Source organism: Citrobacter sp. SX206, from assembly GCF_024181025.1.
Taxonomy (GTDB): domain Bacteria; phylum Pseudomonadota; class Gammaproteobacteria; order Enterobacterales; family Enterobacteriaceae; genus Citrobacter; species Citrobacter youngae.
Genome location: NZ_CP049738.1, coordinates 4,385,927 through 4,411,686, shown reverse-complemented (window position 1 = coordinate 4,411,686; position 25,760 = coordinate 4,385,927). Strand labels below are relative to the sequence as shown.

Here is a 25,760-nt window from a genome sequence, read left to right as displayed (position 1 = left end):
TTATTGGCAGGTTATTCCCACTCTTGCAGATACCGCTGGCCATACTGATCGGCCACCAGCAGCGCAGCGTAAACCTGATCCGGCGTTGCGCCGCCAGGCATGTTGTGGATGGTTTCGCCTTCGGCACAGGCTGCCTCAGCCACAATGCGCATTTTCGCCTGAATATCCTGTTTGATATCCAGTTGCGCCAGGGTAATCGGCAAGCCAACGGAATGGCACAGCGCTGCCACGGTTTCGATTTCGTCTACCGGCGCGTTTTCCAGCACCAGTTGCGTCAGCGTGCCGAAAGCCACCTTCTCACCGTGGTAGTAGTGATGCGCATCCGGGATTGCCGTCAGACCGTTATGAATGGCGTGTGCCGCAGCCAGGCCGCCGCTTTCAAAACCGACGCCGCTCAGATAGGTATTGGCTTCAATTACACGCTCCAGTGCAGGCGTGACCACGTGCTGCTCGGCGGCCAGCATCGCTTTTTCACCTTCTTCGATCAGCGTATTGAAGCACAGCTCCGCCAGCGCCAGTGCGGCCTGAGTGCATTGACCACCCGCCATGGTTGTTGCGCCGCTGCGTGAGCAGGCGCGTGCTTCAAACCAGGTTGCCAGCGCATCGCCGATACCTGCTGCCAGCAGACGCGCCGGTGCGCCCGCGACAATTTTGGTATCAACAATGACCCTGTCCGGGTTGTTCGGCAGCAGCAGATAGCGGTCAAATTCACCGGCATCAGTGTAAATGACGGACAGTGCGCTACACGGTGCATCGGTGGAGGCGATGGTTGGCGCAATGGCGACCGGTACACCCATAAAGTGCGCCAGCGCTTTGGCGGTATCCAGCGTTTTACCGCCGCCGATACCGAGCACGGCCCCGCATTGCGCTTTTTCTGCCATGCCACGCAGGCGGTCGATTTCGTTTTGCGAACATTCGCCGCCAAATGGTGCAATTTCCAGCGCCAATCCGGCGTCATGGAAGCTTTTTTCCAGCGCAGGTTGGGCAAAGCCTAAGACAAACTTGTCCCCAACGACCAGCCAGCGCTCTGCCAGTGGTTTGAGGTAGCTGCCAAGACGGGTAATAACATCAGCACCCTGGATGTACTTACCAGGTGATTGAATAATGCGATCCATACTTTATTTCCCTCACAGGTTGATGTGACCAAATGCGTTGTTCCAGTCCTGCTCAAACTTCTCTATCGCTGACTCTACCGCAGGGGTATTGAGCATTTGTTGCGCTACGTCTAATGGCAGGGTGATTGCTTCACATCCTGCCAGCAAGCAATCCAGCGCCTGACGCGGAGTTTTAAAGCTGGCCGCCAACACCATGCTGTCTGGCGCATGCAGTTCCAGCAATGTTTGCAGTTCTTGTACTGTGCGAATTCCGTCGCCGCCCTGAGCGTCAATACGGTTAACGTAAGGTGCGATATATTTTGCCCCAGCCAGTGCGGCCAGCAGACCCTGAGAAGCACTGTATACCGCGGTGCCCAGTGTGGTGATACCCTCTTTTTTCAGCATTTTGATCGCGGCCAGACCTTCAGCCGTGACGGGAATCTTCACCACCAGACCGGGCACGGCGTTGCTCAGGCGTCTGGCTTCTTCCACCATGCCTTGTGCATCCCGGCTCATGGTCTGGGCAAACAGAATACCCTCTTTGCCAATGGCGTTCTGCAGGCGTGGCAGTACATCCCAGATAGATTCTTTGCTTGCTGCCACAATGCTTGGGTTGGTGGTGACGCCCGCGATAGGGAAGATGCGTGCCAGACGTTCGACTTCTGCGACGTTGGCGGTATCAAGATAAAGTTCCATACAAAAACACCCTCTATGTTTTCCGTTAGCTGCCCGTTGCCGGGTTGCTTTGCTATGCACAGGATAAGAGTGTTTCGTCACGCGGCGCTATCTGACAAATCTGCCAAAAGCTGGATAAATGTAATATGTCTATAAAAGTGAGAGATACTTCACATGTAAGTGATATGTGCTGGTATATGTTTTTTGATAATACAAAAATCCAGTAAATGTTACCTTTGTCTCCGTTTTCTGTCCCAGTATGCGATGATTACTGGTCAGTTTTTTTCTCCGACAACTGGCTGTGATACTGCCGACGATACTCTGACGGCGAACGTTCAGTATTCTTGCGAAACAGGCGGCAGAAGTAGTTGCTGTCAATAAACCCACAGGTGTGCGCCACGTCTTTGATCTTCAGCTCGTAACCCTTGAGCAACGTTTTTGCGTGTTCCAGTCGCGTGTGGTTCAGGTATTCGTTAAACCCGATAGCGCCCGTTTTTTGAAACAGGTGGGAGAGGTAGTTGGGTGAAATGTAAAACGCCTGTGCGACGGATTCACGGGTGAGCGGCGAAGCGTAGCGTTCGTCAATATAGCTGCGAATGGCGTCGAAAAGCGCCTGACTACGTGATGCGGTTTGGATCTGGCTGCCGAGCAGATCGCGACAGTGGCTCAGCAAGCTCGCAACGATTAGCCTGGCCGTTTGCTGCTCCTGTGGCTGCATTTGCATCTCATGGAGCGTTTGCAGCAGAAAAGAGCCAATACGCGGCCCACGCCGAGCGACGTGCTGGTGGGTAAGGTTTTGATATTGCTTGCCGTCCCATTGGACGATGCTGAAACCCAGTTGCTGTTTGCCGAACAGAATGCTGAGTGTCGTGACCGGTGTGACCCACTGCGGAATATTCCAGCCGCCAGCCGGAACAAACAAAACATCGCCGGGGGTAAGCACCTTATCGATACCAGAATCCGCAAATTCACCTTCCAGCACAATTTCCAGTCGCGGAAAATCGACCTTATACGCCAGTTCTGGCGTTGCGGCGTTGCTGCTGGCGAAGTAAACCTGGTGCAGCGGTAAGGGACCGTTAATCAGGCGGGAAAGTAGGTGGCTGATGTTGTGATACATGTGAATCCCTGACAGATCGTGGACAGGGAAACAGTAACCGTCATCATAAAAAAAGGCCACTCTTAAAGAGTGGCCTGAGAGGGCATTACTGATTCCCGATTTGATCGCCGTAAGGCAGGGAGTCGTAATCAATCAGGGCGTTTTTCTTGTACGGATTACCAATCCAGCGGGTCGTCTCTTTGAACTCCGGGCTGGTAATAGAACGGGTCGGATCGAAACCGTCGTACGTAAAGCCGGCCAAATCTGACCAGGTATGGATAAGTTCAGAGCTGCTGTACTTGCGATTAACGTCCTGTGAGAAGTCGCGTGGGTGCGCAGCCTGCCATTTTTCAGACGTCCACAGCAGGAACGGTACCGTATACATATGGCGCGTTGGGCTATCTTCGTTACGGCCCTGCGTTTTATGTGGCGGCGTGTCATACACTTCTTCACCATGGTCAGAGAAGTAGAGCAGGAAGCCGTTTGGATCAGTTGCTTTGTAGTCTTTGATCAGGCTGGCAATGATATGGTCGTTATAGACGTTGGCATTGTCATAATCGTTATATGACTCCAGTTCATCACTGCTCAGACCTGCAGGTACGTTCTCGGTATTACCGTCAAACTTGCCCTGGCCTTCCGGATAGCGGAATTTGTATTTAATGTGCGTACCCAGCAAGTGGACGATGATGAACTTTTTCGGAGCCGGGTCGGCCATGACTTCTTTAAACGGCGCCAGTACGTTGCTGTCATATTCACGCGCACTTTGGGTACGCTGCTGGTTCATATAGAACTGCTTGTCTGTCTGCCGGGAAAATACGGTCAGCATGGTGTTACGGGCGGTCATTGTTTGCTGGTTGGTGATCCAGAAGGTTTTATAACCCGCCTGTTTCATCATATTCATCAACGACGGCTGCGTCAGATATAAATCCGGGTTCTTCTCGTTCGCGAAGGTCAGCGCCTGTTGCAGGATTTCAATCGTGTACGGACGTGAGGTCACGACATTATTGAAAACGGTGAAGTTTGGATCGGATTTATGCAGCGCATCCAGTTCCGGCGTGGTTTCACGTGGGTAGCCGTACAGGCTCATGCGGCCACGTTGAGTTGACTCGCCAATCACCAGCACCAGCGTACGCGGAGCATCACCAGAATTGTCTTTAAAGTTAGCCAGTGGTGGCAATGCGTTGTTCTCATTCAGCAGGCTATTTAATGCGGTCAATTGTTGACGGTATTGATAATAACCAGAGATGAACTGCCATGGCGCGGCAGGCTCCATGCGCGATGCAAGGCCGCCCAGCGTTTTCTCAAAAGGCTTATGCTTGATAAACGTATTGACGGTCATTGGGTGCAGAATTAAACCGTACAACAGCGCAAATGACACCAGATAACGCCATGGCGAAGGAATATGAACCGGGCGTAAACGCGTCCACAGCAGGATTGCGGTTGCTGTGTAGGCCAGTGCGATAAGTACGATCTTGAGACTGAAATATTGGCTCAGATATTCGCGGGCTTCGTTGGCGTTGGTTTCAAACATGACGAACAGAACGCTTTGTGAGAATTCTTGTCCGTAAATAACATAATAACTCAGCGCGGCCAATGAAGCAGCCCAGAGTGCCACACCAATAACGGCAGCGATAATGCGAATACGGTTCGGGAATAAGAATACCGGAATCAACCACAATGAGCTGAACAGTATTGAGTCGCGTAATCCGTTAGTTCCGCTATAGCCAGTAAAATAAATAATGGCCTGGAGTAAGGTAGAGAAGAACCAAAAATAGAGGAGTGCCCAACCCAGGGCTTTCCAGCTAAATTTGGGTTTAGACTGGAGTTGTAAGGATTGCATAGTGTGAGCCTGTCTTTAATCGTAGCGCCAACGTTAGCGGCTAAACATTAAGAGGATCTGAAGCAATGCGAGTCGAAAATCGCGTTCTGCTAACAAATATCCATTGGATGTATAAAATGCAGACAGGAATATATTAAAAATGAGATGGTTATGACAGCAGTATTTTATATCACCCTCGCGCAATAGCACGAGGGTGACAGGCATAAAAATTAGCCGGTGTTACGCATACCGGCAGCAACGCCAGCAATTGTCACCATTAGCGCCTGTTCGACGCGTGGGTCTGGTGCATGACCTTGCTCTTCTGCCTGGCGCGAACGATATAATAATTCGGCCTGTAAGACGTTCAGTGGGTCAGTATAAATATTCCTTAACTGAATAGACTCGGCAATCCATGGTAGATCGGCCATCAAATGTGAGTCATTGGCGATTGCCAACACCACATTGATATCGGCTTCCAGACGCTGACGCAGTTCTTCACCCAATGGCCAAAGCTCTTTTTTGACCAGGCGCTGATCGTAGTACTCCGCCAGCCACAGGTCAGCTTTTGAGAACACCATCTCCAGCATGCCAAGACGCGTGGAGAAGAATGGCCAGTCACGGCACATTGCTTCAAGCTCGCTTTGCTTACCGTCTTCAACCACTTTTTGCAGTGCCGTCCCCGCACCCAGCCAGGCCGGAAGCATCAGGCGGTTCTGCGTCCAGGCGAAGATCCACGGAATAGCACGCAGAGACTCTACGCCACCGGTCGGGCGACGTTTTGCCGGACGTGAGCCGAGTGGTAACTTGCCCAGTTCCTGCTCTGGTGTTGCGGAACGGAAGTAAGGTACAAAGTCTTTGTTTTCACGAACATATCCACGATAGAGATCGCAGGAGATATCTGAAAGCTCATCCATGATATGACGCCAGTTATCTTTTGGCTCCGGCGGCGGTAACAGGTTAGCCTCCAGAATTGCGGCAGTGTACAGCGACAGGCTGCTGATGGTGACTTCCGGCAGGCCGTACTTAAAGCGGATCATCTCACCTTGTTCTGTCACGCGCAGGCCGCCTTTCAGGCTGCCTGGCGGTTGAGAGAGCAGTGCCGCATGGGCAGGCGCGCCGCCGCGACCAATGGAGCCGCCGCGACCGTGGAACAGCGTCAGTTCGATACCGGCTTTTTCGCAGGTTTTGATCAGCGCGTCCTGTGCCTGGTATTGCGCCCAGGAGGCCGCCATCACGCCCGCATCTTTTGCGGAGTCAGAGTAGCCAATCATGACCATCTGTTTGCCCTGAATAAAGCCGCGATACCAGTCGATATTCAGTAGCTGGCTCATGACATCATCGGCGTTGTTCAGGTCGTCCAGTGTCTCAAACAGCGGGGCAACAGGCATAGCAAAACCAATGCCGGATTCTTTCAGCAGTAAATGCACGGCCAGTACGTCAGACGGTGTTTTCGCCATTGAGATAACATAGGCAGCAATGGAGCCATAAGGCGCTTCGGCAATCACCCGGCAGGTATCGAGCACTTCACGGGTATCGTTGCTCGGTTCCCAGTGACGCGGCAGCAGCGGACGCTTGGAATTCAGCTCGCGGATCAGGAACGCTTGTTTATCCGCTTCTGACCAGTTTTCGTAGTCGCCAATTCCCAGATAGCGGGTCAGTTCGCCCAGTGCTTCGGTATGACGAGTGCTTTCCTGACGAATATCAATGCGTACCAGCGGTACGCCAAAACATTTCACGCGCCTAAGGGTGTCGAGCAACTCGCCATTGGCTATGATGCCCATACCACAGGCCTGTAGAGACTGGTAACACGCGTATAGCGGCTCCCAAAGCTGTTCGTTTTGGGTTAGCAGGCCAACAGGTTTTGGCAGTTTTTCGCCTTTCAGACGCGCTTCCAGCCAGGCCTGAGTTGCCATCAGACGTGAACGCAGCATTTTCATCAGATAGCGATAAGGTTCTGCCGCACCTTCTTCACCGACCAGCGCCATCAGTTCCGGAGTGGCTTCAACCATCGACAGTTCAGAAATCAAAAACTGGATGTCTTTCAGGAACAAGTCAGTGGCTTTCCAACGGCTAAGCAGCAGCACATGGCGGGTGATATCTGCGGTGACATTCGGGTTACCATCACGGTCGCCGCCCATCCAGGAGGTAAAACGTACCGGAACAAAATCGACAGGTAGCTTATAGCCCAGATGTTCTTCCAGCTGTTCATTTAGCTCGCGCAGGTAGTTGGGTACGCCTTCCCACAGGCTGTTTTCAACCACTGCGAAGCCCCATTTGGCTTCATCAACCGGGCTTGGTCGTAGTTTACGGATTTCATCCGTATGCCAGGACTGAGCAATCAACTGACGCAGACGACGCATCAGCTGGTGGCGCTCGTAATCGACGATGTCTTTATTATCAAGCTGTTTGAGGCATGCGTTTACTTCACCCATTTTATGAATCAAGGTGCGGCGGGTGATTTCGGTTGGGTGCGCGGTCAACACCAGCTCCAGAGACAGCGATTCCACGGCTTTCTTGATGGTGGTTTCATCGAGGTTGGGCTGGTCTTTCAATTTACGCAGGGTGCGAGCAATCACTTCCGGGTTGCTGGCAGCTTCGCCTTTTGGCGAAATACTATGGTACTGCTCGGCGGTATTGGCCAGATTCAGGAACTGGCTAAATGCGCGGGCAACGGGAAGCAGCTCGTCGTTAGACAGATTTTGCAGTGTGGTGAGCAGTTCCTGGCGATTAACTTCATTGCCAGCGCGGGATGACTTGGACAACTTACGGATTGTTTCTACGCGGTCGAGAATGTTCTCTCCCAGCGCGTCCTTGATGGTCTCTCCCAGCACTTTGCCGAGCATACTGACATTACTACGCAACGCGGAATATTGTTCGTTCATATTTACCCAGACACCCCATCTTGAAATTATTAGCCCTGTATTTTTCGGGCTTAACTTTTTAGCCGTCTTTTATAAAGCCACGTAAAACTCGTGGCGTCAATTGCTGCGAAATCGGTTCAGCAAACGAAAAAATGGCGGCAATTTACGTTATTTAATTCACATCGAACCAAATAAGCGTTGCTTATGGAAATGTTAAGAAATCGCCCCAATCACCCCTAAAGGGTTATCAGGGCAACAAGCCGCTAATGCCAGCAGAAATGGTGCACAACCTGGGTGATTAATTCGCGGGTTGGCTTAATAAAGCGTGTTTCCAGATATTCATCCGGCTGATGTGCCTGATTAATAGAACCGGGACCCAATACCAGCGTCGGACACAGCGTCTGGATAAAGGGCGCTTCGGTGCAGTAGTTCACTACTTCAGTCTGTGCGCCCAGCAGTTTCTCAACCACCTCGACCAGCTGATGGTCCGGCGGACACTCATAGCCAGGAATCGGCGGATGCAGTTCCGATACCGTCAGGCGACCCGGCCAACGTTCACTGACCGGGGCCAGCGCATCGTTAAGTAACCCATTGAGATCGTTTAGCGTCATACCCGGTAGCGGGCGAATATCCATATGCAGTTCGCAGCAGGCGCAGATACGGTTAGCAGCATCGCCGCCATGAATATGGCCCAGATTTAACGTGGGGTACGGCACGGTAAAGGCGTCATGGTGATAGCGTTCTTTCAGGTCATCGCGCAGCTTCATGATATGGCCGATGGCATCATGCATCAGTTCAATCGCATTCACGCCGCGTGCCGGATCGCTTGAGTGACCCGACTGACCCAAAATTCGAATTGCGTTGGAGATATGGCCTTTGTGCGCGCGAACGGGCTGCAGAGATGTCGGTTCGCCAATGATTGCACAGTCCGGGCGGAGCGAGGTCGTTTCAGAAAAGTAACGTGCGCCGGCCATACTGGTTTCTTCATCAGCGGTAGCCAGAATGTAGAGTGGTTTTTTCAGTTTCGTTACATCCACACCGCGCAGTGCATCGAGAATAAAGGCGAAAAAGCCTTTCATATCCGCCGTACCCAGACCGTAAAGCTTATTGTCGTGTTCGGTGAGGGTGAAGGGATCGCGTGTCCAACGGCCATCGTCAAAAGGTACGGTATCGGTATGGCCTGCCAACAACAGGCCGCCAGCACCGTGCCCGACACTCGCCAGCATGTTGAATTTATTGCGCGTACCAGGAACAGGCTGAACTTCAACATTGAAGCCTAAATCTTTAAACCAGTTCGCCAGCAGAGTGATTAAACCTGCATTGCTTTGATCGAGCGCTTCTTCGGTTGCGCTAATCGACGGTGTGGCAATCAGAGCGCGGTAAATCTCGATAAATGGCGGTAAATTGTTTTTCATTGTTGACACACCTCGGGTCATGATAGTATCAATATTCATGCAGTATTTGTGAATAAAAATACAATAACGTTGAGCGTAATAAAACCCACCAAGTGTAAGGTGAGGTGATAAAGGCTTATACCTGGCAACCGAATCTAAGAAGGTGAACAGCTCCGATGTTGAATACGCTGATTGTGGGCGCGAGTGGCTACGCTGGCGCAGAGCTTGTGACCTATGTAAATCGCCATCCTGATATGACCATAACCGCTTTGACCGTCTCAGCGCAAAGCAATGATGCAGGAAAATTAATCTCCGATTTACATCCGCAGCTAAAAGGCATTGTCGATTTGCCGTTACAGCCAATGTCCGATATCAGCGAGTTTAGCGCAGGGGTGGACGTTGTGTTTCTCGCGACGGCTCATGAGGTCAGTCATGATCTGGCACCGCAGTTTCTGCGTGCCGGGTGTGTGGTGTTTGACCTCTCAGGCGCGTTCCGCGTAAACGACGGCGCATTTTATGAGAAATACTATGGCTTTACCCATCAGCATCCTGAACTGCTGGAACAGGCAGTATACGGTCTGGCTGAGTGGAGCGCAGACAGACTGAAAGACGCGAATTTGATTGCTGTGCCGGGTTGTTACCCGACGGCAGCACAATTGTCGCTGAAACCACTGATTGATGCCGGGCTGTTGGATCTCCGTCAGTGGCCGGTGATTAACGCCACCAGTGGGGTGAGCGGTGCGGGCCGTAAGGCCGCTATTTCGAACAGCTTTTGTGAAGTGAGCCTGCAACCATATGGCGTGTTTACTCACCGCCATCAGCCGGAAATCGCGACTCACCTGGGTACGGAGGTGATCTTCACTCCACATCTGGGCAATTTCCCACGTGGGATCCTGGAAACCATTACCTGCCGTCTGAATGCGGGTGTAACTCAGGCTCAGGTAGCGCAGACGCTGCAACAGGCATATAGCGATAAACCACTGGTGCGTCTGTATGAAAAAGGCGTTCCGGCACTGAAAAACGTGGTTGGCTTACCGTTCTGTGATATCGGATTTGCAGTGCAGGGCGAACATCTGATTGTGGTAGCGACTGAAGATAACTTATTGAAGGGCGCGGCGGCACAGGCCATGCAGTGCGCAAATATCCGTTTCGGCTTTGCTGAGACGCAGTCTCTTATTTAAGGGTGCAATGATGAATCCATTAATTATCAAGCTGGGCGGCGTTTTACTGGATAGCGAAGAGGCGCTGGAGCGTCTGTTTACCGCGCTGGTAAATTATCGCGAGTCGCATCAGCGTCCGCTGGTCATTGTGCACGGTGGTGGCTGTGTCGTCGACGAGCTGATGAAACAACTCAATCTGCCGGTGAAAAAGAAAAATGGTCTGCGTGTTACGCCAGCCGATCAAATCGACATCATCACAGGGGCACTGGCGGGAACCGCGAATAAAACTTTACTGGCCTGGGCGAAGAAACATCAAATTGCCTCTGTGGGTCTGTATCTTGGCGATGGCGACAGTGTAAAAGTGACGCCACTCGATAAAGAGTTGGGTCACGTTGGACTGGCGCAGCCGGGTTCGCCTAAGCTGATTAACACGCTGCTGGAAAGCGGTTTTCTGCCGGTAGTGAGCTCTATTGGCGTTACTGAGGATGGGCTGTTGATGAACGTTAATGCCGATCAGGCGGCGACGGCGCTGGCGGCAACGCTGGGTGCGGATCTGATCCTGCTTTCTGATGTGAGCGGTATTCTGGATGGCAAAGGCCAGCGTATTGCCGAAATGACCGCGACGAAAGCGGAACAGTTGATTGAGCAGGGTATTATTACCGATGGCATGATCGTGAAGGTCAATGCGGCGCTGGATGCTGCGCGTACGCTGGGCCGCCCGGTAGATATCGCTTCCTGGCGTCATGCTGAGCAACTCCCGGCGCTGTTTAACGGCACGCCAATTGGTACGCGTATTCTGGCTTAACTATTAATGTGCCGGATGGCGGCTTCGCCTTATCCGGCCTGGATGGGTTTTGTAGGCCCGGTAAGCGCAGCGCCACCGGGCAAAAATATCATATTAAGGAAATTCGTTATGGCACTTTGGGGTGGGCGTTTTACACAGGCAGCAGATCAGCGGTTCAAACAGTTCAACGACTCGTTGCGTTTTGACTACCGCCTGGCAGAGCAGGATATTGTCGGCTCTGTGGCCTGGTCCAAAGCGCTGGTAACCGTCGGCGTACTGACTGCTGATGAACAACTGCAGCTGGAAGAAGCGTTGAATAATCTGCTGGAAGAGGTTCGCGCGAATCCGCAGCAGATCCTGCAAAGCGATGCTGAAGATATTCACAGCTGGGTGGAAGGCAAGCTGATTGATAAAGTCGGGCAGTTAGGTAAAAAACTGCACACCGGGCGTAGCCGTAATGACCAGGTGGCAACTGATCTTAAACTGTGGTGCAAAGACACGGTCATGGAACTGCTGTCTGCTAATCGTCAGTTGCAAAGCGCGTTGGTCGACACCGCGCAAGATAATCAGGACGCGGTTATGCCGGGTTACACGCACTTGCAACGAGCACAGCCGGTGACGTTTGCTCACTGGTGTCTGGCTTATGTCGAAATGCTGGCACGTGACGAGAGCCGTCTGCAGGACGCGCTTAAGCGTCTGGACGTTAGTCCGTTAGGCTGCGGCGCGCTGGCGGGTACGGCGTATGAAATCGATCGCGAGCAGCTGGCGGGCTGGTTGGGCTTTGCCTCGGCGACCCGCAACAGCCTGGACAGCGTTTCTGATCGTGACCATGTACTGGAGTTGCTCTCTGATGCCTCTATCGGCATGGTGCATCTGTCGCGTTTTGCTGAAGATCTGATTTTCTTTAACACCGGTGAAGCGGGCTTTGTCGAGCTGTCCGATCGTGTGACCTCAGGTTCATCTCTGATGCCGCAGAAGAAAAACCCGGATGCATTAGAGCTGATCCGTGGCAAATGCGGTCGCGTGCAGGGTGCGTTGACCGGCATGATGATGACACTGAAAGGTCTGCCGCTGGCGTACAACAAAGATATGCAGGAAGACAAAGAAGGGCTGTTCGACGCGCTCGACACCTGGCTGGACTGTCTGCATATGGCCGCGCTGGTGCTGGATGGCATCCAGGTGAAACGTCCGCGTTGTCAGGAAGCGGCGCAGCAGGGTTATGCCAACGCCACTGAATTGGCGGATTATCTGGTTGCCAAAGGTGTTCCGTTCAGAGAAGCACACCATATCGTAGGTGAGACGGTGGTTGAGGCGATTCGTCAGGGCAAACCGCTGGAAGCGCTGTCGCTTGCTGACTTGCAAAAGTTCAGCAGCGTCATTGGCGATGATGTCTATCCGATACTCTCACTGCAATCCTGTCTGGATAAACGTGCGGCGAAAGGCGGCGTGTCACCCCAGCAGGTTGCGCAGGCGATCGACGATGCAAAGGCGCGTCTCGCATAACCTTTGTTGTTGTAGGCCTGACAAGCGTAGCGTCATCAGGCAAAAAGTTATCAGAGCCTGGCATTAAGCCGGGCTTTTTTATGCAAAAAAAATGCGGACCAGAGGTCCGCAAAAGTTCACGTTGGCTTTAGTTATTTCGAGTATGAGAACGGACAGGCGCTTCAAGGGTTAAAGGGTACCGTTCCGTTTCTGTGGTGCATTATTAAACAGAAAGCTTGATAGGGATAATCGTTCGTTGCTATGCTACCTATCGCCATGAACTATCGTGGCGATGGAGGATGAATAATGAATATTCGTGATCTTGAATACCTGGTGGCGCTAGCCGAGCATCGTCACTTCCGGCGAGCGGCGGACTCCTGCCACGTCAGCCAGCCAACGCTTAGCGGGCAAATCCGCAAACTGGAAGATGAGCTTGGCGTTATGCTGCTGGAGCGTACGAGTCGTAAAGTGCTGTTCACTCAGGCAGGTTTACTGCTGGTGGATCAGGCGCGTACCGTGCTGCGCGAGGTCAAAGTGCTCAAGGAAATGGCAAGCCAACAAGGCGAGACAATGTCAGGCCCGCTGCACATTGGTTTGATCCCAACGGTGGGGCCATACCTGTTGCCGCATATTATCCCTATGTTGCACCAGACCTTCCCGAAACTGGAAATGTACCTGCATGAAGCGCAGACGCATCAGCTGCTGGCGCAACTGGATAGCGGTAAGCTCGACTGCGTGATCCTGGCGTTGGTGAAAGAGAGTGAGGCGTTCATCGAAGTACCGCTATTTGATGAGCCTATGCTGCTGGCGATCTATGAAGATCATCCGTGGGCAAACCGTGACTGTGTACCGATGTCCGATCTGGCGGGTGAAAAACTGCTGATGCTGGAAGATGGGCACTGCCTGCGCGATCAGGCAATGGGCTTCTGCTTTGAAGCGGGTGCTGATGAAGATACCCATTTTCGGGCAACCAGTCTGGAAACGCTGCGTAACATGGTGGCGGCAGGAAGCGGGATTACCTTACTGCCTGCGCTGGCTGTTCCGCCGGAGCGTAAGCGTGATGGTGTCGTTTATCTGCCGTGCATTAAACCCGAACCGCGTCGTACGATTGGTCTGGTGTACCGTCCTGGTTCGCCGCTGCGCAGCCGTTATGAACAGCTGGCAGAGGCCATCCGGGGATCAATGGATGGCCATTTCGACAGTGCGTTAAAACAGGCGGTTTAAGCCGTTTAGCGCCGCTACCCGATAGGCTTCTGCCATGGTTGGGTAGTTAAAGGTGGTGTTAACGAAGTACTCGATGGTGTTACCACCACCTTTTTGCTCCATGATCGCCTGACCGATATGAATAATTTCGGCTGCGCGTTCCCCAAAGCAGTGGATCCCCAAAATCTCTTTGGTCTCGCGATGGAACAGGATCTTCAGCGTTCCGACACTCATACCGACGATTTGCGCCCGCGCCAGATGTTTAAACTGGGCGCGACCGACTTCGTATGGGACTTTCATTGCCGTTAGCTGCTGTTCGGTTTTACCGACGGAGCTGATTTCCGGAATGGTATAAATCCCGGTCGGGATATCTTCGATCAGATGCGCGGTGGCTTCGCCTTTGACCAGTGCCTGGGCGGCGATACGCCCCTGATCGTAAGCTGCAGATGCCAGGCTTGGGTAACCGATCACATCGCCAACGGCATAGACGTGCGGCAGCGCGGTCTGATACATGCTATTTACTTTTAGCTGCCCGCGACTGTCGGTTTTCAGACCAATATTTTCCAGTGCCAGCGAATCGGTATTACCGGTGCGACCATTGGCGTACAGCAGGCAGTCTGCCTTCAGTTTCTTACCGGATTTCAGGTGCATGATGACGCCGTCATCGCAGCCTTCAATCTTCTCATACTCTTCGTTGTGGCGAATGACCACACCGCTGTTCCAAAAGTGGTAAGAGAGCGAGTCGGACATCTCTTGATCGAGGAACGCCAGCAGACGATCGCGGGTGTTGATTAAATCAACTTTTACGTCCATTCCTCGGAAGATCGACGCATATTCACAGCCAATCACGCCTGCGCCATAAATCAGAACATGGCGAGGTTCGTGATGCAGGCTGAGGATAGAATCACTGTCGTAAACGCGTGGGTGCGAAAAATCGACGTCAGTTGGGTGATAAGGGCGTGAGCCACAGGCAATAACAAACTTATCTGCGGTGAGTGTTTCCACTGTACCGTCGTGGCATTCCAGGGCGATCGTGTGTTCATCAACAAAACGGGCATTGCCCTGCAAAATTTCGCAGTGGTTACGCTCGTAAAATCCTTGCCGCATACGCGTTTGCTGATTAATGACGTTATCAGCGTGGTTGAGAATATCGGCGAAAGAAGAACGAAGAAGTCGGGAATGGTCGCTATAAAGTGGGTTCTGATTGAATTCGATAATACGGCTGACTGCGTGGCGGAGCGCTTTCGACGGGATTGTGCCCCAATGGGTACAGCCTCCGCCGACGTTATGATAGCGCTCAATTACCGCGACGCGCGCTCCTTGCTTAACCAGACCCATTGCAGCGCCTTCGCCGCCGGGACCGGAACCTATTACTATTGCATCGTAATCGTAGGAATGTGACATGGTCAGGCTTACCTGTTCTTATACATAAAAGCAACAGAATAGTAACATCGTTGTCGGGATAACCCAATTATCGTTGTGCTTTTTTGCGAAGTCGAAGCACAAACTGCGCGTAAACAATCATTCACAAAGCCATGCCAACCGCCTAATCTCTGGTATAGTGCCAGCAAGGTATGTGGAAGGATTCAGACATCGTGATGGGCGTTAGAGCGCAACAAAAAGAGAAAACCCGGCGTTCGCTGGTAGAAGCCGCATTTAGTCAACTCAGCGCTGAGCGTAGTTTTGCCAGCCTCAGTTTACGCGAAGTCGCTCGTGAAGCGGGCATTGCGCCAACCTCGTTTTATCGCCATTTCCGCGATGTGGATGAACTCGGTCTGACGATGGTGGACGAGAGTGGTCTGATGCTGCGCCAGTTGATGCGCCAGGCGCGTCAGCGCATCGCTAAAGGCGGGAGTGTGATCCGCACCTCGGTCTCAACATTTATGGAGTTCATCGGCAACAATCCCAACGCCTTCCGTTTATTATTGCGCGAGCGTTCGGGGACTTCCGCAGCGTTTCGTGCAGCGGTCGCACGTGAAATTCAGCACTTCATTGCGGAACTTGCGGACTATCTGGAACTCGAAAACCATATGCCTCGTGCGTTTACTGAAGCGCAAGCCGAAGCCATGGTAACCATTGTTTTCAGCGCCGGGGCAGAAGCACTGGATGTTGGCGCTGAACAGCGTCGGCAGCTGGAAGAGCGGCTGGTATTGCAACTGCGCATGATCGCGAAAGGCGCATTTTATTGGTACCGCCGTGAACAAGAGAAGATGACGCACCACTCCGAGTAACGAGAAGGACAAGCAATGAAACAGTCAGGTCAAGATAAAGGTACGCTGCTGCTGGCGCTGGTTGCTGGCTTATCGATCAATGGCACATTTGCGGCGCTGTTTAGCTCCATTGTGCCATTCTCCGTATTCCCGATTATTTCGCTGGTGCTGACGGTTTATTGTCTGCATCAACGCTATCAGAACCGCACCATGCCTGTGGGATTGCCGGGCCTGGCCGCCGCCTGTTTTATTCTCGGTGTTCTGCTGTACAGCACCGTGGTACGTGCTGAATATCCGGATATTGGCTCTAACTTCTTCCCGGCGGTGCTGTCGGTGATTCTGGTGTTCTGGATCGGCTTTAAAGTGCGTAACCGTAAACAGGAAATTGTGGAGTAACAGTTGTCGCTGTAGGCCGGATAAGGCAAAGCCGCTATCCGGCAATCTGAACCGGTAGTGCTTATCCGGCCTCCGTTCAGTCTTACTTCTTCGTTAACAGTACTCCGCACTCCATATGGTGCGTATACGGGAACTGATCGAACAGCGCCAGACGTGAAACATTGTGCGTCTGGCTTAACGTTTCCAGATTCTTACACAGCGTCTCCGGATTGCAGGAGATGTACAGAATGCGCGGATACGCCTGCACCATTTTCTCCGTTTCGCTGTCCAGACCGCTGCGCGGTGGGTCAACGAAGATAGTTTCACACTGGTAACTCTTCAGATCGATTCCCTGCAAACGGTTGAACTCGCGAACACCGTTCATCGCCTGAGTAAACTCTTCGGCCGCCATACGAATAATTTGCACGTTATCAATATGGTTAGCCGCAATGTTGTACTGGGCTGCAGCAACGGACGGTTTGGCGATTTCGGTGGCCAGTACGCGGTTGAAGTTTTGCGCCAGAGCTAACGAGAAGTTGCCATTACCGCAGTACAGCTCAAGCAGGTCGCCTTTTGATCCTCTGGTGACATCAATTGCCCATTCCAGCATCTGGATATTCATGGCGGCATTCGGCTGGGTAAAACTGTTCTCAACCTGGCGGTAGATAATCTCTTTACCTGCAACCGGCAAGCGCTCGTCAATGTAGTCCTGGTCCAGCTCAATTTTGGTTTTGGTGGCCCGGCCAATCAAATGCACGTTCAGGTTTTGCGCCCGCAGCGCATCCCGCAGCGCTTCGGCTTCCTTACGCCATTCATCATCCAGCTTTTTATGGTACAGCATCGATACCACCGCCTGATCGCTCAGGGTGGTGAGGTAATCAATCTGAAACAGTTTGTGGCGCAGGACGTGGTTGTTGCGTACACCTGCAATCATTGCCGTCATCAGCGTATTGATAAGCTCGCTGGCCGCCGGAAAGCTGTCGACGCGAATACGGTTTTTCGTTTGGCTGTCGAACATGATGTGGTACAGGTCGTCCCCGTCATGCCACAGACGGAACTCGGCACGCATACGGTAATGGCTAACCGGTGAGCGGAACACTTCCGGAGCCTGTGCATAAAATGGCGTCATTAAGCTCTGCAGACGCACTACTTTCTCAGCTAACTGGGCGTCGTACTGTTCTGTCGGAAGGTGTTCGGGGGTCATGATGCGTCCTGAAAAATAAAAGTACGCGGGGATTGTAGGGATTGCTCATCAGATGTCCAGTTATTGATGATTTCCGATATTGTGATATCCGGTCTGGACACCAGGTTGTAACAAACTGTAGCATCCGTTTTCCGGTCCTGTGAGTTAAAAGGGAATCCAGTGTAAATCTGGAGCTGACGCGCAGCGGTAAGGAAAGGTGAAATGAGAGCGTAAAGCAGACACTGCCTGTGGGTGGGAAGTCCTCATTTCTTTTTATTCGGTATCCTGAATAACCTTCCAAGCCCGAAGACCTGCCGGCTAACGTCGCATCTGGTTTTCACTATCGCGTACTATCGGTGGACCTGCGGCATCCTTCTTATATTGTGGATGCTTTACAATGATTAAAAAATCGTTGCTGTTGACGGCGCTTTCCGTCGCGGCATCTTCTGGTTGGGCGCAGGATGCTAGCCCAGATACTCTCGTCGTTACTGCCAACCGTTTTCAGCAGCCCCTAAGTGCAGTACTTGCACCCATCACCGTCGTTACACGTCAGGACATCGATCGCTGGCAATCTACCTCGGTAAACGATGTACTGCGTCGTTTGCCTGGTGTTGATATCGCACAAAGCGGCGGTATGGGGCAAAACTCGTCTATTTTTATTCGCGGCACTAACGCCAGCCATGTTCTGGTGTTGATAGATGGTGTGCGTCTTAATTTAGCGGGAGTTAGCGGCTCGGCCGATCTTAGCCAGTTCCCGGTATCGCTGGTGCAACGTATTGAGTATATCCGCGGGCCGCGTTCCGCTATATATGGTTCGGATGCGATTGGCGGCGTGGTGAATATCATTACTACGCGCGAAAAACCAGGGACGGAACTGACTGCCGGCGTGGGAAGCAATGGGTATCAAAATTACGATATCGCAACCCAACAACAGCTTGGCGAAAATACGCGTGTCACGTTGATGGGCGATTATGCCTACACCAAAGGCTTCGATGTCGTGGCCTACGGTAGCACTGGCGCACAGGCTCAACCGGATAAAGACGGTTTCTTAAGCAAGACGCTGTATGGCGCACTGGAGCACAACTTCTCCGAGACATGGAGCGGGTTTGTTCGTGGTTATGGTTATGATAACCGCACAGATTATGACTCGTATTATTCTCCTGGCTCGGCGCTACTTGATACCCGACAGCTTTATAGCCAGAGCTGGGACGCTGGGTTACGTTTTAATGGCGAGCTGATTCAGTCACAACTGGTTTCGAGCTACAGCCACAGTAAAGACTACAACTATGATCCGAACTATGGCCGCTATGATACCTCGGCCACGTTAGATGATATGAAGCAATACAATGTTCAGTGGTCAAACAGCATAGTTGTTGGCCACGGTAACATTGGTGCAGGCGTGGACTGGCAAAAGCAAACTACGGAACCTGGCACTGGGTATGTTACGGACGGTTACGACCAACGTAATACTGGCCTTTATTTGACGGGATTGCAGCAACTTGGTGACTTCACCTTCGAAGGTGCGGCACGTAGTGATGATAACTCTGAGTTTGGTCGTCATGGTACATGGCAAACCAGTGCCGGATGGGAGTTTATCGAAGGCTATCGTTTCATTGCCTCCTATGGCACATCTTACAAAGCGCCAAATTTGGGTCAGTTGCATGGCTATTACGGCAATGCAAACCTTGATCCCGAAGAGAGTAAGCAGTGGGAAGGGGCGTTTGAAGGGATAACATCAGGGGTTAACTGGCGCGTGTCAGGGTATCGCAACGATATCGATGACATGATCGACTACAACACCCACACTCAGAAGTACTACAACGAAGGCAAAGCGCGTATTAAAGGTATCGAAGCGACTGCAAACTTCGACACCGGGCCGTTGGCGCATACGCTTAGCTACGACTACGTAGATTCGCGTAATGCGATTACCAACGAGCCACTGGCTCGTCGTTCTAAACAGCAGGTGAAATACCAGCTCGACTGGCAGGTCTATGATTTTGACTGGGGCCTGACATATCAATATCTGGGGACGCGATACGATACGGACTACGTTACTTATCAACCGGTAAAAATGGGCGGTGTGAGTTTGTGGGATTTGGCAGTGTCATATCCGATCACCTCACAGCTGACAGTTCGTGGTAAAATCGCCAACCTGTTCGATAAAGATTACGAGACAGTTTATGGCTACCCAACTGCAGGACGGGAATACACCTTGTCTGGCAGCTACACCTTCTGATTCACGTCCCACCGTGCTGGTGTTTGATTCCGGCGTCGGTGGGTTGTCGGTCTACAATGAGATCCGGAATCTCCTGCCGGATCTCCACTATATATATGCTTTCGATAACGTCGCCTTTCCTTATGGTGAGAAAAGCGAAGGGTTTATCGTTGAGCGTGTTGTTGAGATTGTGACTGCAGTTCAGCAACGATATCCCCTCGCACTTGCGGTTATCGCATGCAATACCGCCAGCACGGTGTCACTCCCGGCATTACGTGAAAAGTTCGCTTTTCCGGTTGTCGGTGTGGTGCCTGCGATTAAACCCGCGGCGCGGCTCACGGCGAATGGTATTGTAGGGCTACTGGCGACGCGCGCGACGGTGAAACGCTCGTACACACACGAATTGATTGCGCGCTTTGCTAACGAGTGTCAGATAGCGATGTTGGGATCCGCTGAGTTGGTGGAGCTGGCAGAAGCGAAGCTGCACGGCGAAACAGTTTCTCTGGAAGAGCTGCGCCGTATTCTGCGACCGTGGCTGCGGATGTCGGAACCTCCTGATACGGTGGTCCTTGGATGCACCCATTTCCCTCTATTACAGGAAGAGCTTTTACAGGTCCTGCCCGAGGGGACGAGGCTGGTGGATTCTGGTGCTGCGATTGCGCGTCGAACGGCCTGGTTATTAGAACACGAAGCGCCAGATGCAAAATCGGCCGATGAGAATGTGGCATTTTGCATGGCAATGACAACAGAGGCTGAACAATTATTGCCAGTGTTGCAGCGCTATGGCTTCAAAACGCTCGAAAAACTGGCAATTTAGTCTGTTTTGGTGAAAAAATACGCACTCGGAGAATTATTTTAAATTTCCCCTTGTCAGCCTGAAATAACTCCCTATAATGCGCCTCCACTGACACGGAACAACGGATTACACGCCGCCGGGTCAGCGGAGAAAAGCAAAAATAAATGCTTGACTCTGAATGAGGAAAGCGTAATATACGCCACCTCGCGACAGAGCGCTAAAGCGCGTCGCAACTGCTCTTTAACAATTTATCAGACAATCTGTGTGGGCACTCGAAGATACGGATTCTTAACGTCGCAAGACGAAAAATGAATACCAAGTCTCTGAGTGAACACGTAATTCATTACGAAGTTTAATTCACGAGCATCAAACTTAAATTGAAGAGTTTGATCATGGCTCAGATTGAACGCTGGCGGCAGGCCTAACACATGCAAGTCGAACGGTAGCACAGAGGAGCTTGCTCCTTGGGTGACGAGTGGCGGACGGGTGAGTAATGTCTGGGAAACTGCCCGATGGAGGGGGATAACTACTGGAAACGGTAGCTAATACCGCATAACGTCGCAAGACCAAAGAGGGGGACCTTCGGGCCTCTTGCCATCGGATGTGCCCAGATGGGATTAGCTAGTAGGTGGGGTAACGGCTCACCTAGGCGACGATCCCTAGCTGGTCTGAGAGGATGACCAGCCACACTGGAACTGAGACACGGTCCAGACTCCTACGGGAGGCAGCAGTGGGGAATATTGCACAATGGGCGCAAGCCTGATGCAGCCATGCCGCGTGTATGAAGAAGGCCTTCGGGTTGTAAAGTACTTTCAGCGAGGAGGAAGGTGTTGAGGTTAATAACCTCAGCAATTGACGTTACTCGCAGAAGAAGCACCGGCTAACTCCGTGCCAGCAGCCGCGGTAATACGGAGGGTGCAAGCGTTAATCGGAATTACTGGGCGTAAAGCGCACGCAGGCGGTCTGTCAAGTCGGATGTGAAATCCCCGGGCTCAACCTGGGAACTGCATCCGAAACTGGCAGGCTAGAGTCTTGTAGAGGGGGGTAGAATTCCAGGTGTAGCGGTGAAATGCGTAGAGATCTGGAGGAATACCGGTGGCGAAGGCGGCCCCCTGGACAAAGACTGACGCTCAGGTGCGAAAGCGTGGGGAGCAAACAGGATTAGATACCCTGGTAGTCCACGCCGTAAACGATGTCGACTTGGAGGTTGTGCCCTTGAGGCGTGGCTTCCGGAGCTAACGCGTTAAGTCGACCGCCTGGGGAGTACGGCCGCAAGGTTAAAACTCAAATGAATTGACGGGGGCCCGCACAAGCGGTGGAGCATGTGGTTTAATTCGATGCAACGCGAAGAACCTTACCTACTCTTGACATCCACGGAACTTGCCAGAGATGGCTTGGTGCCTTCGGGAACCGTGAGACAGGTGCTGCATGGCTGTCGTCAGCTCGTGTTGTGAAATGTTGGGTTAAGTCCCGCAACGAGCGCAACCCTTATCCTTTGTTGCCAGCGATTCGGTCGGGAACTCAAAGGAGACTGCCAGTGATAAACTGGAGGAAGGTGGGGATGACGTCAAGTCATCATGGCCCTTACGAGTAGGGCTACACACGTGCTACAATGGCGCATACAAAGAGAAGCGACCTCGCGAGAGCAAGCGGACCTCATAAAGTGCGTCGTAGTCCGGATTGGAGTCTGCAACTCGACTCCATGAAGTCGGAATCGCTAGTAATCGTGGATCAGAATGCCACGGTGAATACGTTCCCGGGCCTTGTACACACCGCCCGTCACACCATGGGAGTGGGTTGCAAAAGAAGTAGGTAGCTTAACCTTCGGGAGGGCGCTTACCACTTTGTGATTCATGACTGGGGTGAAGTCGTAACAAGGTAACCGTAGGGGAACCTGCGGTTGGATCACCTCCTTACCTTAAAGAAACGTTCTTTGTAGTGCTCACACAGATTGTCTGATGAAAATTAGCAGTAAGAAAATCTCTGCAGGCTTGTAGCTCAGGTGGTTAGAGCGCACCCCTGATAAGGGTGAGGTCGGTGGTTCAAGTCCACTCAGGCCTACCAAATTCGCTGCCGTGCTGCGTTGCGGCGACGCTCGCATACTTCAGTATGCTTCGTGTCACCACGCCTTGCCCGACACCGAATTAACGGTAACAGAGAAAACAGTTTTACGATGGGGCTATAGCTCAGCTGGGAGAGCGCCTGCTTTGCACGCAGGAGGTCTGCGGTTCGATCCCGCATAGCTCCACCATCTTTACTGCAAAAACACAAGAAAACTTCAGAGTGTACCTGAAAAGGTTCACTGCGAAGTTTTGCTCTTTAAAAATCTGGATCAAGCTGAAAATTGAAACGACACACTGTTTCATTTCTCCGTAATAAGAAATGAAAAATGGTGTGTTCGAGTCTCTCAAATTTTCGCAACACGGTGGTGTTTTACGAAACATCTTCGGGTTGTGAGGTTAAGCGACTAAGCGTACACGGTGGATGCCCTGGCAGTCAGAGGCGATGAAGGACGTGCTAATCTGCGATAAGCGTCGGTAAGGTGATATGAACCGTTATAACCGGCGATTTCCGAATGGGGAAACCCAGTGTGTTTCGACACACTATCATTACGTGAATACATAGCGTAATGAAGCGAACCGGGGGAACTGAAACATCTAAGTACCCCGAGGAAAAGAAATCAACCGAGATTCCCCCAGTAGCGGCGAGCGAACGGGGAGCAGCCCAGAGTCTGAATCAGCTTGTGTGTTAGTGGAACGGTCTGGAAAGTCCGACGGTACAGGGTGATAGTCCCGTACACCAAAATGCACAGGTTGTGAACTCGAAGAGTAGGGCGGGACACGTGGTATCCTGTCTGAATATGGGGGGACCATCCTCCAAGGCTAAATACTCCTGACTGACCGATAGTGAACCAGTACCGTGAGGGAAAGGCGAAAAGAACCCCGGCGAGGGGAGTGAAAAAGAACCTGAAACCGTGTACGTACAAGCAGTGGGAGCCTCTTTATGGGGTGACTGCGTACCTTTTGTATAATGGGTCAGCGACTTATATTCTGTAGCAAGGTTAACCGAATAGGGGAGCCGAAGGGAAACCGAGTCTTAACTGGGCGTTAAGTTGCAGGGTATAGACCCGAAACCCGGTGATCTAGCCATGGGCAGGTTGAAGGTTGGGTAACACTAACTGGAGGACCGAACCGACTAATGTTGAAAAATTAGCGGATGACTTGTGGCTGGGGGTGAAAGGCCAATCAAACCGGGAGATAGCTGGTTCTCCCCGAAAGCTATTTAGGTAGCGCCTCGTGAACTCATCTTCGGGGGTAGAGCACTGTTTCGGCTAGGGGGTCATCCCGACTTACCAACCCGATGCAAACTGCGAATACCGAAGAATGTTATCACGGGAGACACACGGCGGGTGCTAACGTCCGTCGTGAAGAGGGAAACAACCCAGACCGCCAGCTAAGGTCCCAAAGTCACAGTTAAGTGGGAAACGATGTGGGAAGGCACAGACAGCCAGGATGTTGGCTTAGAAGCAGCCATCATTTAAAGAAAGCGTAATAGCTCACTGGTCGAGTCGGCCTGCGCGGAAGATGTAACGGGGCTAAACTGTGCACCGAAGCTGCGGCAGCGACACTATGTGTTGTTGGGTAGGGGAGCGTTCTGTAAGCCGTTGAAGGTGTGTCGTGAGGCATGCTGGAGGTATCAGAAGTGCGAATGCTGACATAAGTAACGATAATGCGGGTGAAAAACCCGCACGCCGGAAGACCAAGGGTTCCTGTCCAACGTTAATCGGGGCAGGGTGAGTCGACCCCTAAGGCGAGGCCGAAAGGCGTAGTCGATGGGAAACAGGTTAATATTCCTGTACTTGGTGTTACTGCGAAGGGGGGACGGAGAAGGCTATGTTAGCCGGGCGACGGTTGTCCCGGTTTAAGCATGTAGGCGGAGGTTCCAGGTAAATCCGGTACCTTTTTAACGCTGAGGTGTGATGACGAGGCACTACGGTGCTGAAGTAACAAATGCCCTGCTTCCAGGAAAAGCCTCTAAGCATCAGGTAACACGAAATCGTACCCCAAACCGACACAGGTGGTCAGGTAGAGAATACCAAGGCGCTTGAGAGAACTCGGGTGAAGGAACTAGGCAAAATGGTGCCGTAACTTCGGGAGAAGGCACGCTGATATGTAGGTGAAGTGATTTACTCATGGAGCTGAAATCAGTCGAAGATACCAGCTGGCTGCAACTGTTTATTAAAAACACAGCACTGTGCAAACACGAAAGTGGACGTATACGGTGTGACGCCTGCCCGGTGCCGGAAGGTTAATTGATGGGGTTATCCGTAAGGAGAAGCTCTTGATCGAAGCCCCGGTAAACGGCGGCCGTAACTATAACGGTCCTAAGGTAGCGAAATTCCTTGTCGGGTAAGTTCCGACCTGCACGAATGGCGTAATGATGGCCAGGCTGTCTCCACCCGAGACTCAGTGAAATTGAACTCGCTGTGAAGATGCAGTGTACCCGCGGCAAGACGGAAAGACCCCGTGAACCTTTACTATAGCTTGACACTGAACACTGGTCCTTGATGTGTAGGATAGGTGGGAGGCTTTGAAGTGTGGACGCCAGTCTGCATGGAGCCAACCTTGAAATACCACCCTTTAATGGCTGGTGTTCTAACGTGGACCCGTAATCCGGGTTGCGGACAGTGTCTGGTGGGTAGTTTGACTGGGGCGGTCTCCTCCTAAAGAGTAACGGAGGAGCACGAAGGTTAGCTAATCCTGGTCGGACATCAGGAGGTTAGTGCAAAGGCATAAGCTAGCTTGACTGCGAGAGTGACGGCTCGAGCAGGTGCGAAAGCAGGTCTTAGTGATCCGGTGGTTCTGAATGGAAGGGCCATCGCTCAACGGATAAAAGGTACTCCGGGGATAACAGGCTGATACCGCCCAAGAGTTCATATCGACGGCGGTGTTTGGCACCTCGATGTCGGCTCATCACATCCTGGGGCTGAAGTAGGTCCCAAGGGTATGGCTGTTCGCCATTTAAAGTGGTACGCGAGCTGGGTTTAGAACGTCGTGAGACAGTTCGGTCCCTATCTGCCGTGGGCGCTGGAGAATTGAGGGGGGCTGCTCCTAGTACGAGAGGACCGGAGTGGACGCATCACTGGTGTTCGGGTTGTCATGCCAATGGCATTGCCCGGTAGCTAAATGCGGAAGAGATAAGTGCTGAAAGCATCTAAGCACGAAACTTGCCCCGAGATGAGTTCTCCCTGAGACTATAAGTCTCCTGAAGGAACGTTGAAGACGACGACGTTGATAGGTCGGGTGTGTAAGTGTAGCGATACATTGAGCTAACCGATACTAATGAACCGTGAGGCTTAACCTTACAACGCCGAAGATGTTTTGGCGGAATTGAGACGATTTTCAGCATTGAT

16 protein-coding genes, 2 tRNA genes, 2 rRNA genes and 1 riboswitch are annotated in these 25,760 nt (G+C 52.2%); of the genes, 12 read left to right on the top strand and 8 right to left on the bottom strand.

The window, feature by feature from the left end; translation table 11 throughout:
• Positions 1-11: 11 nt before the first annotated feature.
• From G8S19_RS21260 to argE, 6 genes are all read right to left on the bottom strand, one after another.
• The gene (locus G8S19_RS21260; RefSeq protein WP_253685862.1) at positions 12-1,115 is read right to left on the bottom strand and encodes a glycerol dehydrogenase; all 1,104 of its coding nucleotides are present in this window, start codon (positions 1,113-1,115) and stop codon (positions 12-14) included.
• A gap of 12 nt (positions 1,116-1,127) precedes the next feature.
• On the bottom strand, positions 1,128-1,790 hold the full coding sequence (gene fsa / locus G8S19_RS21255; protein ID WP_115601188.1) for a fructose-6-phosphate aldolase: 663 nt from the start codon (positions 1,788-1,790) through the stop codon (positions 1,128-1,130).
• A gap of 247 nt (positions 1,791-2,037) precedes the next feature.
• Positions 2,038-2,886, bottom strand: a complete 849-nt coding sequence (locus G8S19_RS21250) for an AraC family transcriptional regulator (protein WP_253685861.1) — start codon at positions 2,884-2,886, stop codon at positions 2,038-2,040.
• Between the two features lie 85 nt (positions 2,887-2,971).
• Entirely contained in the window at positions 2,972-4,705 is a 1,734-nt protein-coding gene (locus tag G8S19_RS21245) for a phosphoethanolamine transferase CptA (protein WP_061066983.1), read from the bottom strand.
• A gap of 209 nt (positions 4,706-4,914) precedes the next feature.
• The gene (ppc, locus tag G8S19_RS21240) at positions 4,915-7,566 is read right to left on the bottom strand and encodes a phosphoenolpyruvate carboxylase (protein ID WP_048213977.1); all 2,652 of its coding nucleotides are present in this window, start codon (positions 7,564-7,566) and stop codon (positions 4,915-4,917) included.
• Between the two features lie 242 nt (positions 7,567-7,808).
• Positions 7,809-8,960 carry an acetylornithine deacetylase gene (gene argE / locus G8S19_RS21235; RefSeq protein WP_061066984.1) on the bottom strand — a complete coding sequence of 384 codons (1,152 nt, stop codon included), beginning with the start codon at positions 8,958-8,960 and terminating at the stop codon, positions 7,809-7,811.
• A gap of 155 nt (positions 8,961-9,115) precedes the next feature.
• Between argE and argC the strand changes: the two genes are divergently transcribed.
• The 4 genes from argC to oxyR all read left to right on the top strand — a co-directional run bounded on the left by argC (position 9,116) and on the right by oxyR (position 13,589).
• Positions 9,116-10,120: an N-acetyl-gamma-glutamyl-phosphate reductase gene (argC, locus tag G8S19_RS21230; protein WP_116361113.1), complete on the top strand. Its 1,005-nt coding sequence runs from the start codon at positions 9,116-9,118 to the stop codon at positions 10,118-10,120.
• A gap of 7 nt (positions 10,121-10,127) precedes the next feature.
• The gene (gene argB / locus G8S19_RS21225; protein ID WP_086523529.1) at positions 10,128-10,904 is read left to right on the top strand and encodes an acetylglutamate kinase; all 777 of its coding nucleotides are present in this window, start codon (positions 10,128-10,130) and stop codon (positions 10,902-10,904) included.
• Positions 10,905-11,012: 108 nt separating this feature from the next.
• Positions 11,013-12,386 (top strand): argininosuccinate lyase, encoded by a 1,374-nt coding sequence (gene argH, locus G8S19_RS21220; protein ID WP_048213973.1) that lies wholly within the window; start codon positions 11,013-11,015, stop codon positions 12,384-12,386.
• 285 nt (positions 12,387-12,671) lie between these two features.
• Entirely contained in the window at positions 12,672-13,589 is a 918-nt protein-coding gene (oxyR, locus tag G8S19_RS21215; RefSeq protein ID WP_003028858.1) for a DNA-binding transcriptional regulator OxyR, read from the top strand.
• Here oxyR and sthA read toward each other — a convergent pair.
• The gene (sthA, locus tag G8S19_RS21210; RefSeq protein ID WP_124022000.1) at positions 13,572-14,972 is read right to left on the bottom strand and encodes a Si-specific NAD(P)(+) transhydrogenase; all 1,401 of its coding nucleotides are present in this window, start codon (positions 14,970-14,972) and stop codon (positions 13,572-13,574) included. The two genes, oxyR and sthA, sit on opposite strands and share 18 nt — an antisense overlap.
• A 191-nt stretch (positions 14,973-15,163) precedes the next feature.
• Between sthA and fabR the strand changes: the two genes are divergently transcribed.
• Together fabR and G8S19_RS21200 are read left to right on the top strand one after the other, a co-directional pair.
• Positions 15,164-15,799 (top strand): HTH-type transcriptional repressor FabR, encoded by a 636-nt coding sequence (gene fabR / locus G8S19_RS21205; RefSeq protein ID WP_003028862.1) that lies wholly within the window; start codon positions 15,164-15,166, stop codon positions 15,797-15,799.
• A gap of 15 nt (positions 15,800-15,814) precedes the next feature.
• Positions 15,815-16,174 (top strand): YijD family membrane protein, encoded by a 360-nt coding sequence (locus G8S19_RS21200; RefSeq protein ID WP_003028863.1) that lies wholly within the window; start codon positions 15,815-15,817, stop codon positions 16,172-16,174.
• Between the two features lie 82 nt (positions 16,175-16,256).
• On the opposite strand, the gene trmA is transcribed toward G8S19_RS21200, so the two are convergent.
• Complete coding sequence (gene trmA / locus G8S19_RS21195; RefSeq protein WP_048213972.1) at positions 16,257-17,357, bottom strand: tRNA (uridine(54)-C5)-methyltransferase TrmA; 1,101 nt, start codon at positions 17,355-17,357, stop codon at positions 16,257-16,259.
• A gap of 115 nt (positions 17,358-17,472) precedes the next feature.
• Positions 17,473-17,670: riboswitch (cobalamin riboswitch) on the top strand.
• A 63-nt stretch (positions 17,671-17,733) separates the two neighbouring features.
• Here trmA and btuB point away from each other — a divergent pair.
• From btuB to G8S19_RS21165, 6 genes are all read left to right on the top strand, one after another.
• Positions 17,734-19,572 carry a TonB-dependent vitamin B12 receptor BtuB gene (btuB, locus tag G8S19_RS21190; protein WP_101741940.1) on the top strand — a complete coding sequence of 613 codons (1,839 nt, stop codon included), beginning with the start codon at positions 17,734-17,736 and terminating at the stop codon, positions 19,570-19,572.
• Positions 19,517-20,368, top strand: a complete 852-nt coding sequence (gene murI, locus G8S19_RS21185) for a glutamate racemase (RefSeq protein ID WP_124022002.1) — start codon at positions 19,517-19,519, stop codon at positions 20,366-20,368. The genes btuB and murI overlap by 56 nt, the downstream gene beginning before the upstream one ends.
• Positions 20,369-20,721: 353 nt before the next feature.
• Positions 20,722-22,263, top strand: a 16S ribosomal RNA gene (locus G8S19_RS21180).
• A 71-nt stretch (positions 22,264-22,334) separates the two neighbouring features.
• A tRNA-Ile gene (locus tag G8S19_RS21175) sits at positions 22,335-22,411 on the top strand.
• A gap of 111 nt (positions 22,412-22,522) precedes the next feature.
• Positions 22,523-22,598: transfer RNA gene (locus tag G8S19_RS21170), tRNA-Ala, on the top strand.
• 206 nt (positions 22,599-22,804) lie between these two features.
• A 23S ribosomal RNA gene (locus G8S19_RS21165) occupies positions 22,805-25,711 on the top strand.
• The 16S and 23S rRNA genes sit together here with 2 tRNA genes alongside, the layout of an rRNA operon.
• The last annotated feature ends 49 nt before the right edge of the window (positions 25,712-25,760 follow it).

Bases quoted from the DNA above. Each gene is read 5' to 3' on its own strand.
- G8S19_RS21200 (WP_003028863.1), top strand. From the start codon at position 15,815: ATGAAACAGTCAGGTCAAGATAAAGGTACGCTGCTGCTGGCGCTGGTT.
- argE (WP_061066984.1), bottom strand. From the start codon at position 8,960: ATGAAAAACAATTTACCGCCATTTATCGAGATTTACCGCGCTCTGATT.
- oxyR (WP_003028858.1), top strand. From the start codon at position 12,672: ATGAATATTCGTGATCTTGAATACCTGGTGGCGCTAGCCGAGCATCGT.
- btuB (WP_101741940.1), top strand. From the start codon at position 17,734: ATGATTAAAAAATCGTTGCTGTTGACGGCGCTTTCCGTCGCGGCATCT.
- G8S19_RS21245 (WP_061066983.1), bottom strand. From the start codon at position 4,705: ATGCAATCCTTACAACTCCAGTCTAAACCCAAATTTAGCTGGAAAGCC.
- argH (WP_048213973.1), top strand. From the start codon at position 11,013: ATGGCACTTTGGGGTGGGCGTTTTACACAGGCAGCAGATCAGCGGTTC.
- G8S19_RS21250 (WP_253685861.1), bottom strand. From the start codon at position 2,886: ATGTATCACAACATCAGCCACCTACTTTCCCGCCTGATTAACGGTCCC.
- fsa (WP_115601188.1), bottom strand. From the start codon at position 1,790: ATGGAACTTTATCTTGATACCGCCAACGTCGCAGAAGTCGAACGTCTG.
- G8S19_RS21260 (WP_253685862.1), bottom strand. From the start codon at position 1,115: ATGGATCGCATTATTCAATCACCTGGTAAGTACATCCAGGGTGCTGAT.
- sthA (WP_124022000.1), bottom strand. From the start codon at position 14,972: ATGTCACATTCCTACGATTACGATGCAATAGTAATAGGTTCCGGTCCC.
- argB (WP_086523529.1), top strand. From the start codon at position 10,128: ATGATGAATCCATTAATTATCAAGCTGGGCGGCGTTTTACTGGATAGC.
- trmA (WP_048213972.1), bottom strand. From the start codon at position 17,357: ATGACCCCCGAACACCTTCCGACAGAACAGTACGACGCCCAGTTAGCT.
- argC (WP_116361113.1), top strand. From the start codon at position 9,116: ATGTTGAATACGCTGATTGTGGGCGCGAGTGGCTACGCTGGCGCAGAG.
- ppc (WP_048213977.1), bottom strand. From the start codon at position 7,566: ATGAACGAACAATATTCCGCGTTGCGTAGTAATGTCAGTATGCTCGGC.
- murI (WP_124022002.1), top strand. From the start codon at position 19,517: ATGGCTACCCAACTGCAGGACGGGAATACACCTTGTCTGGCAGCTACA.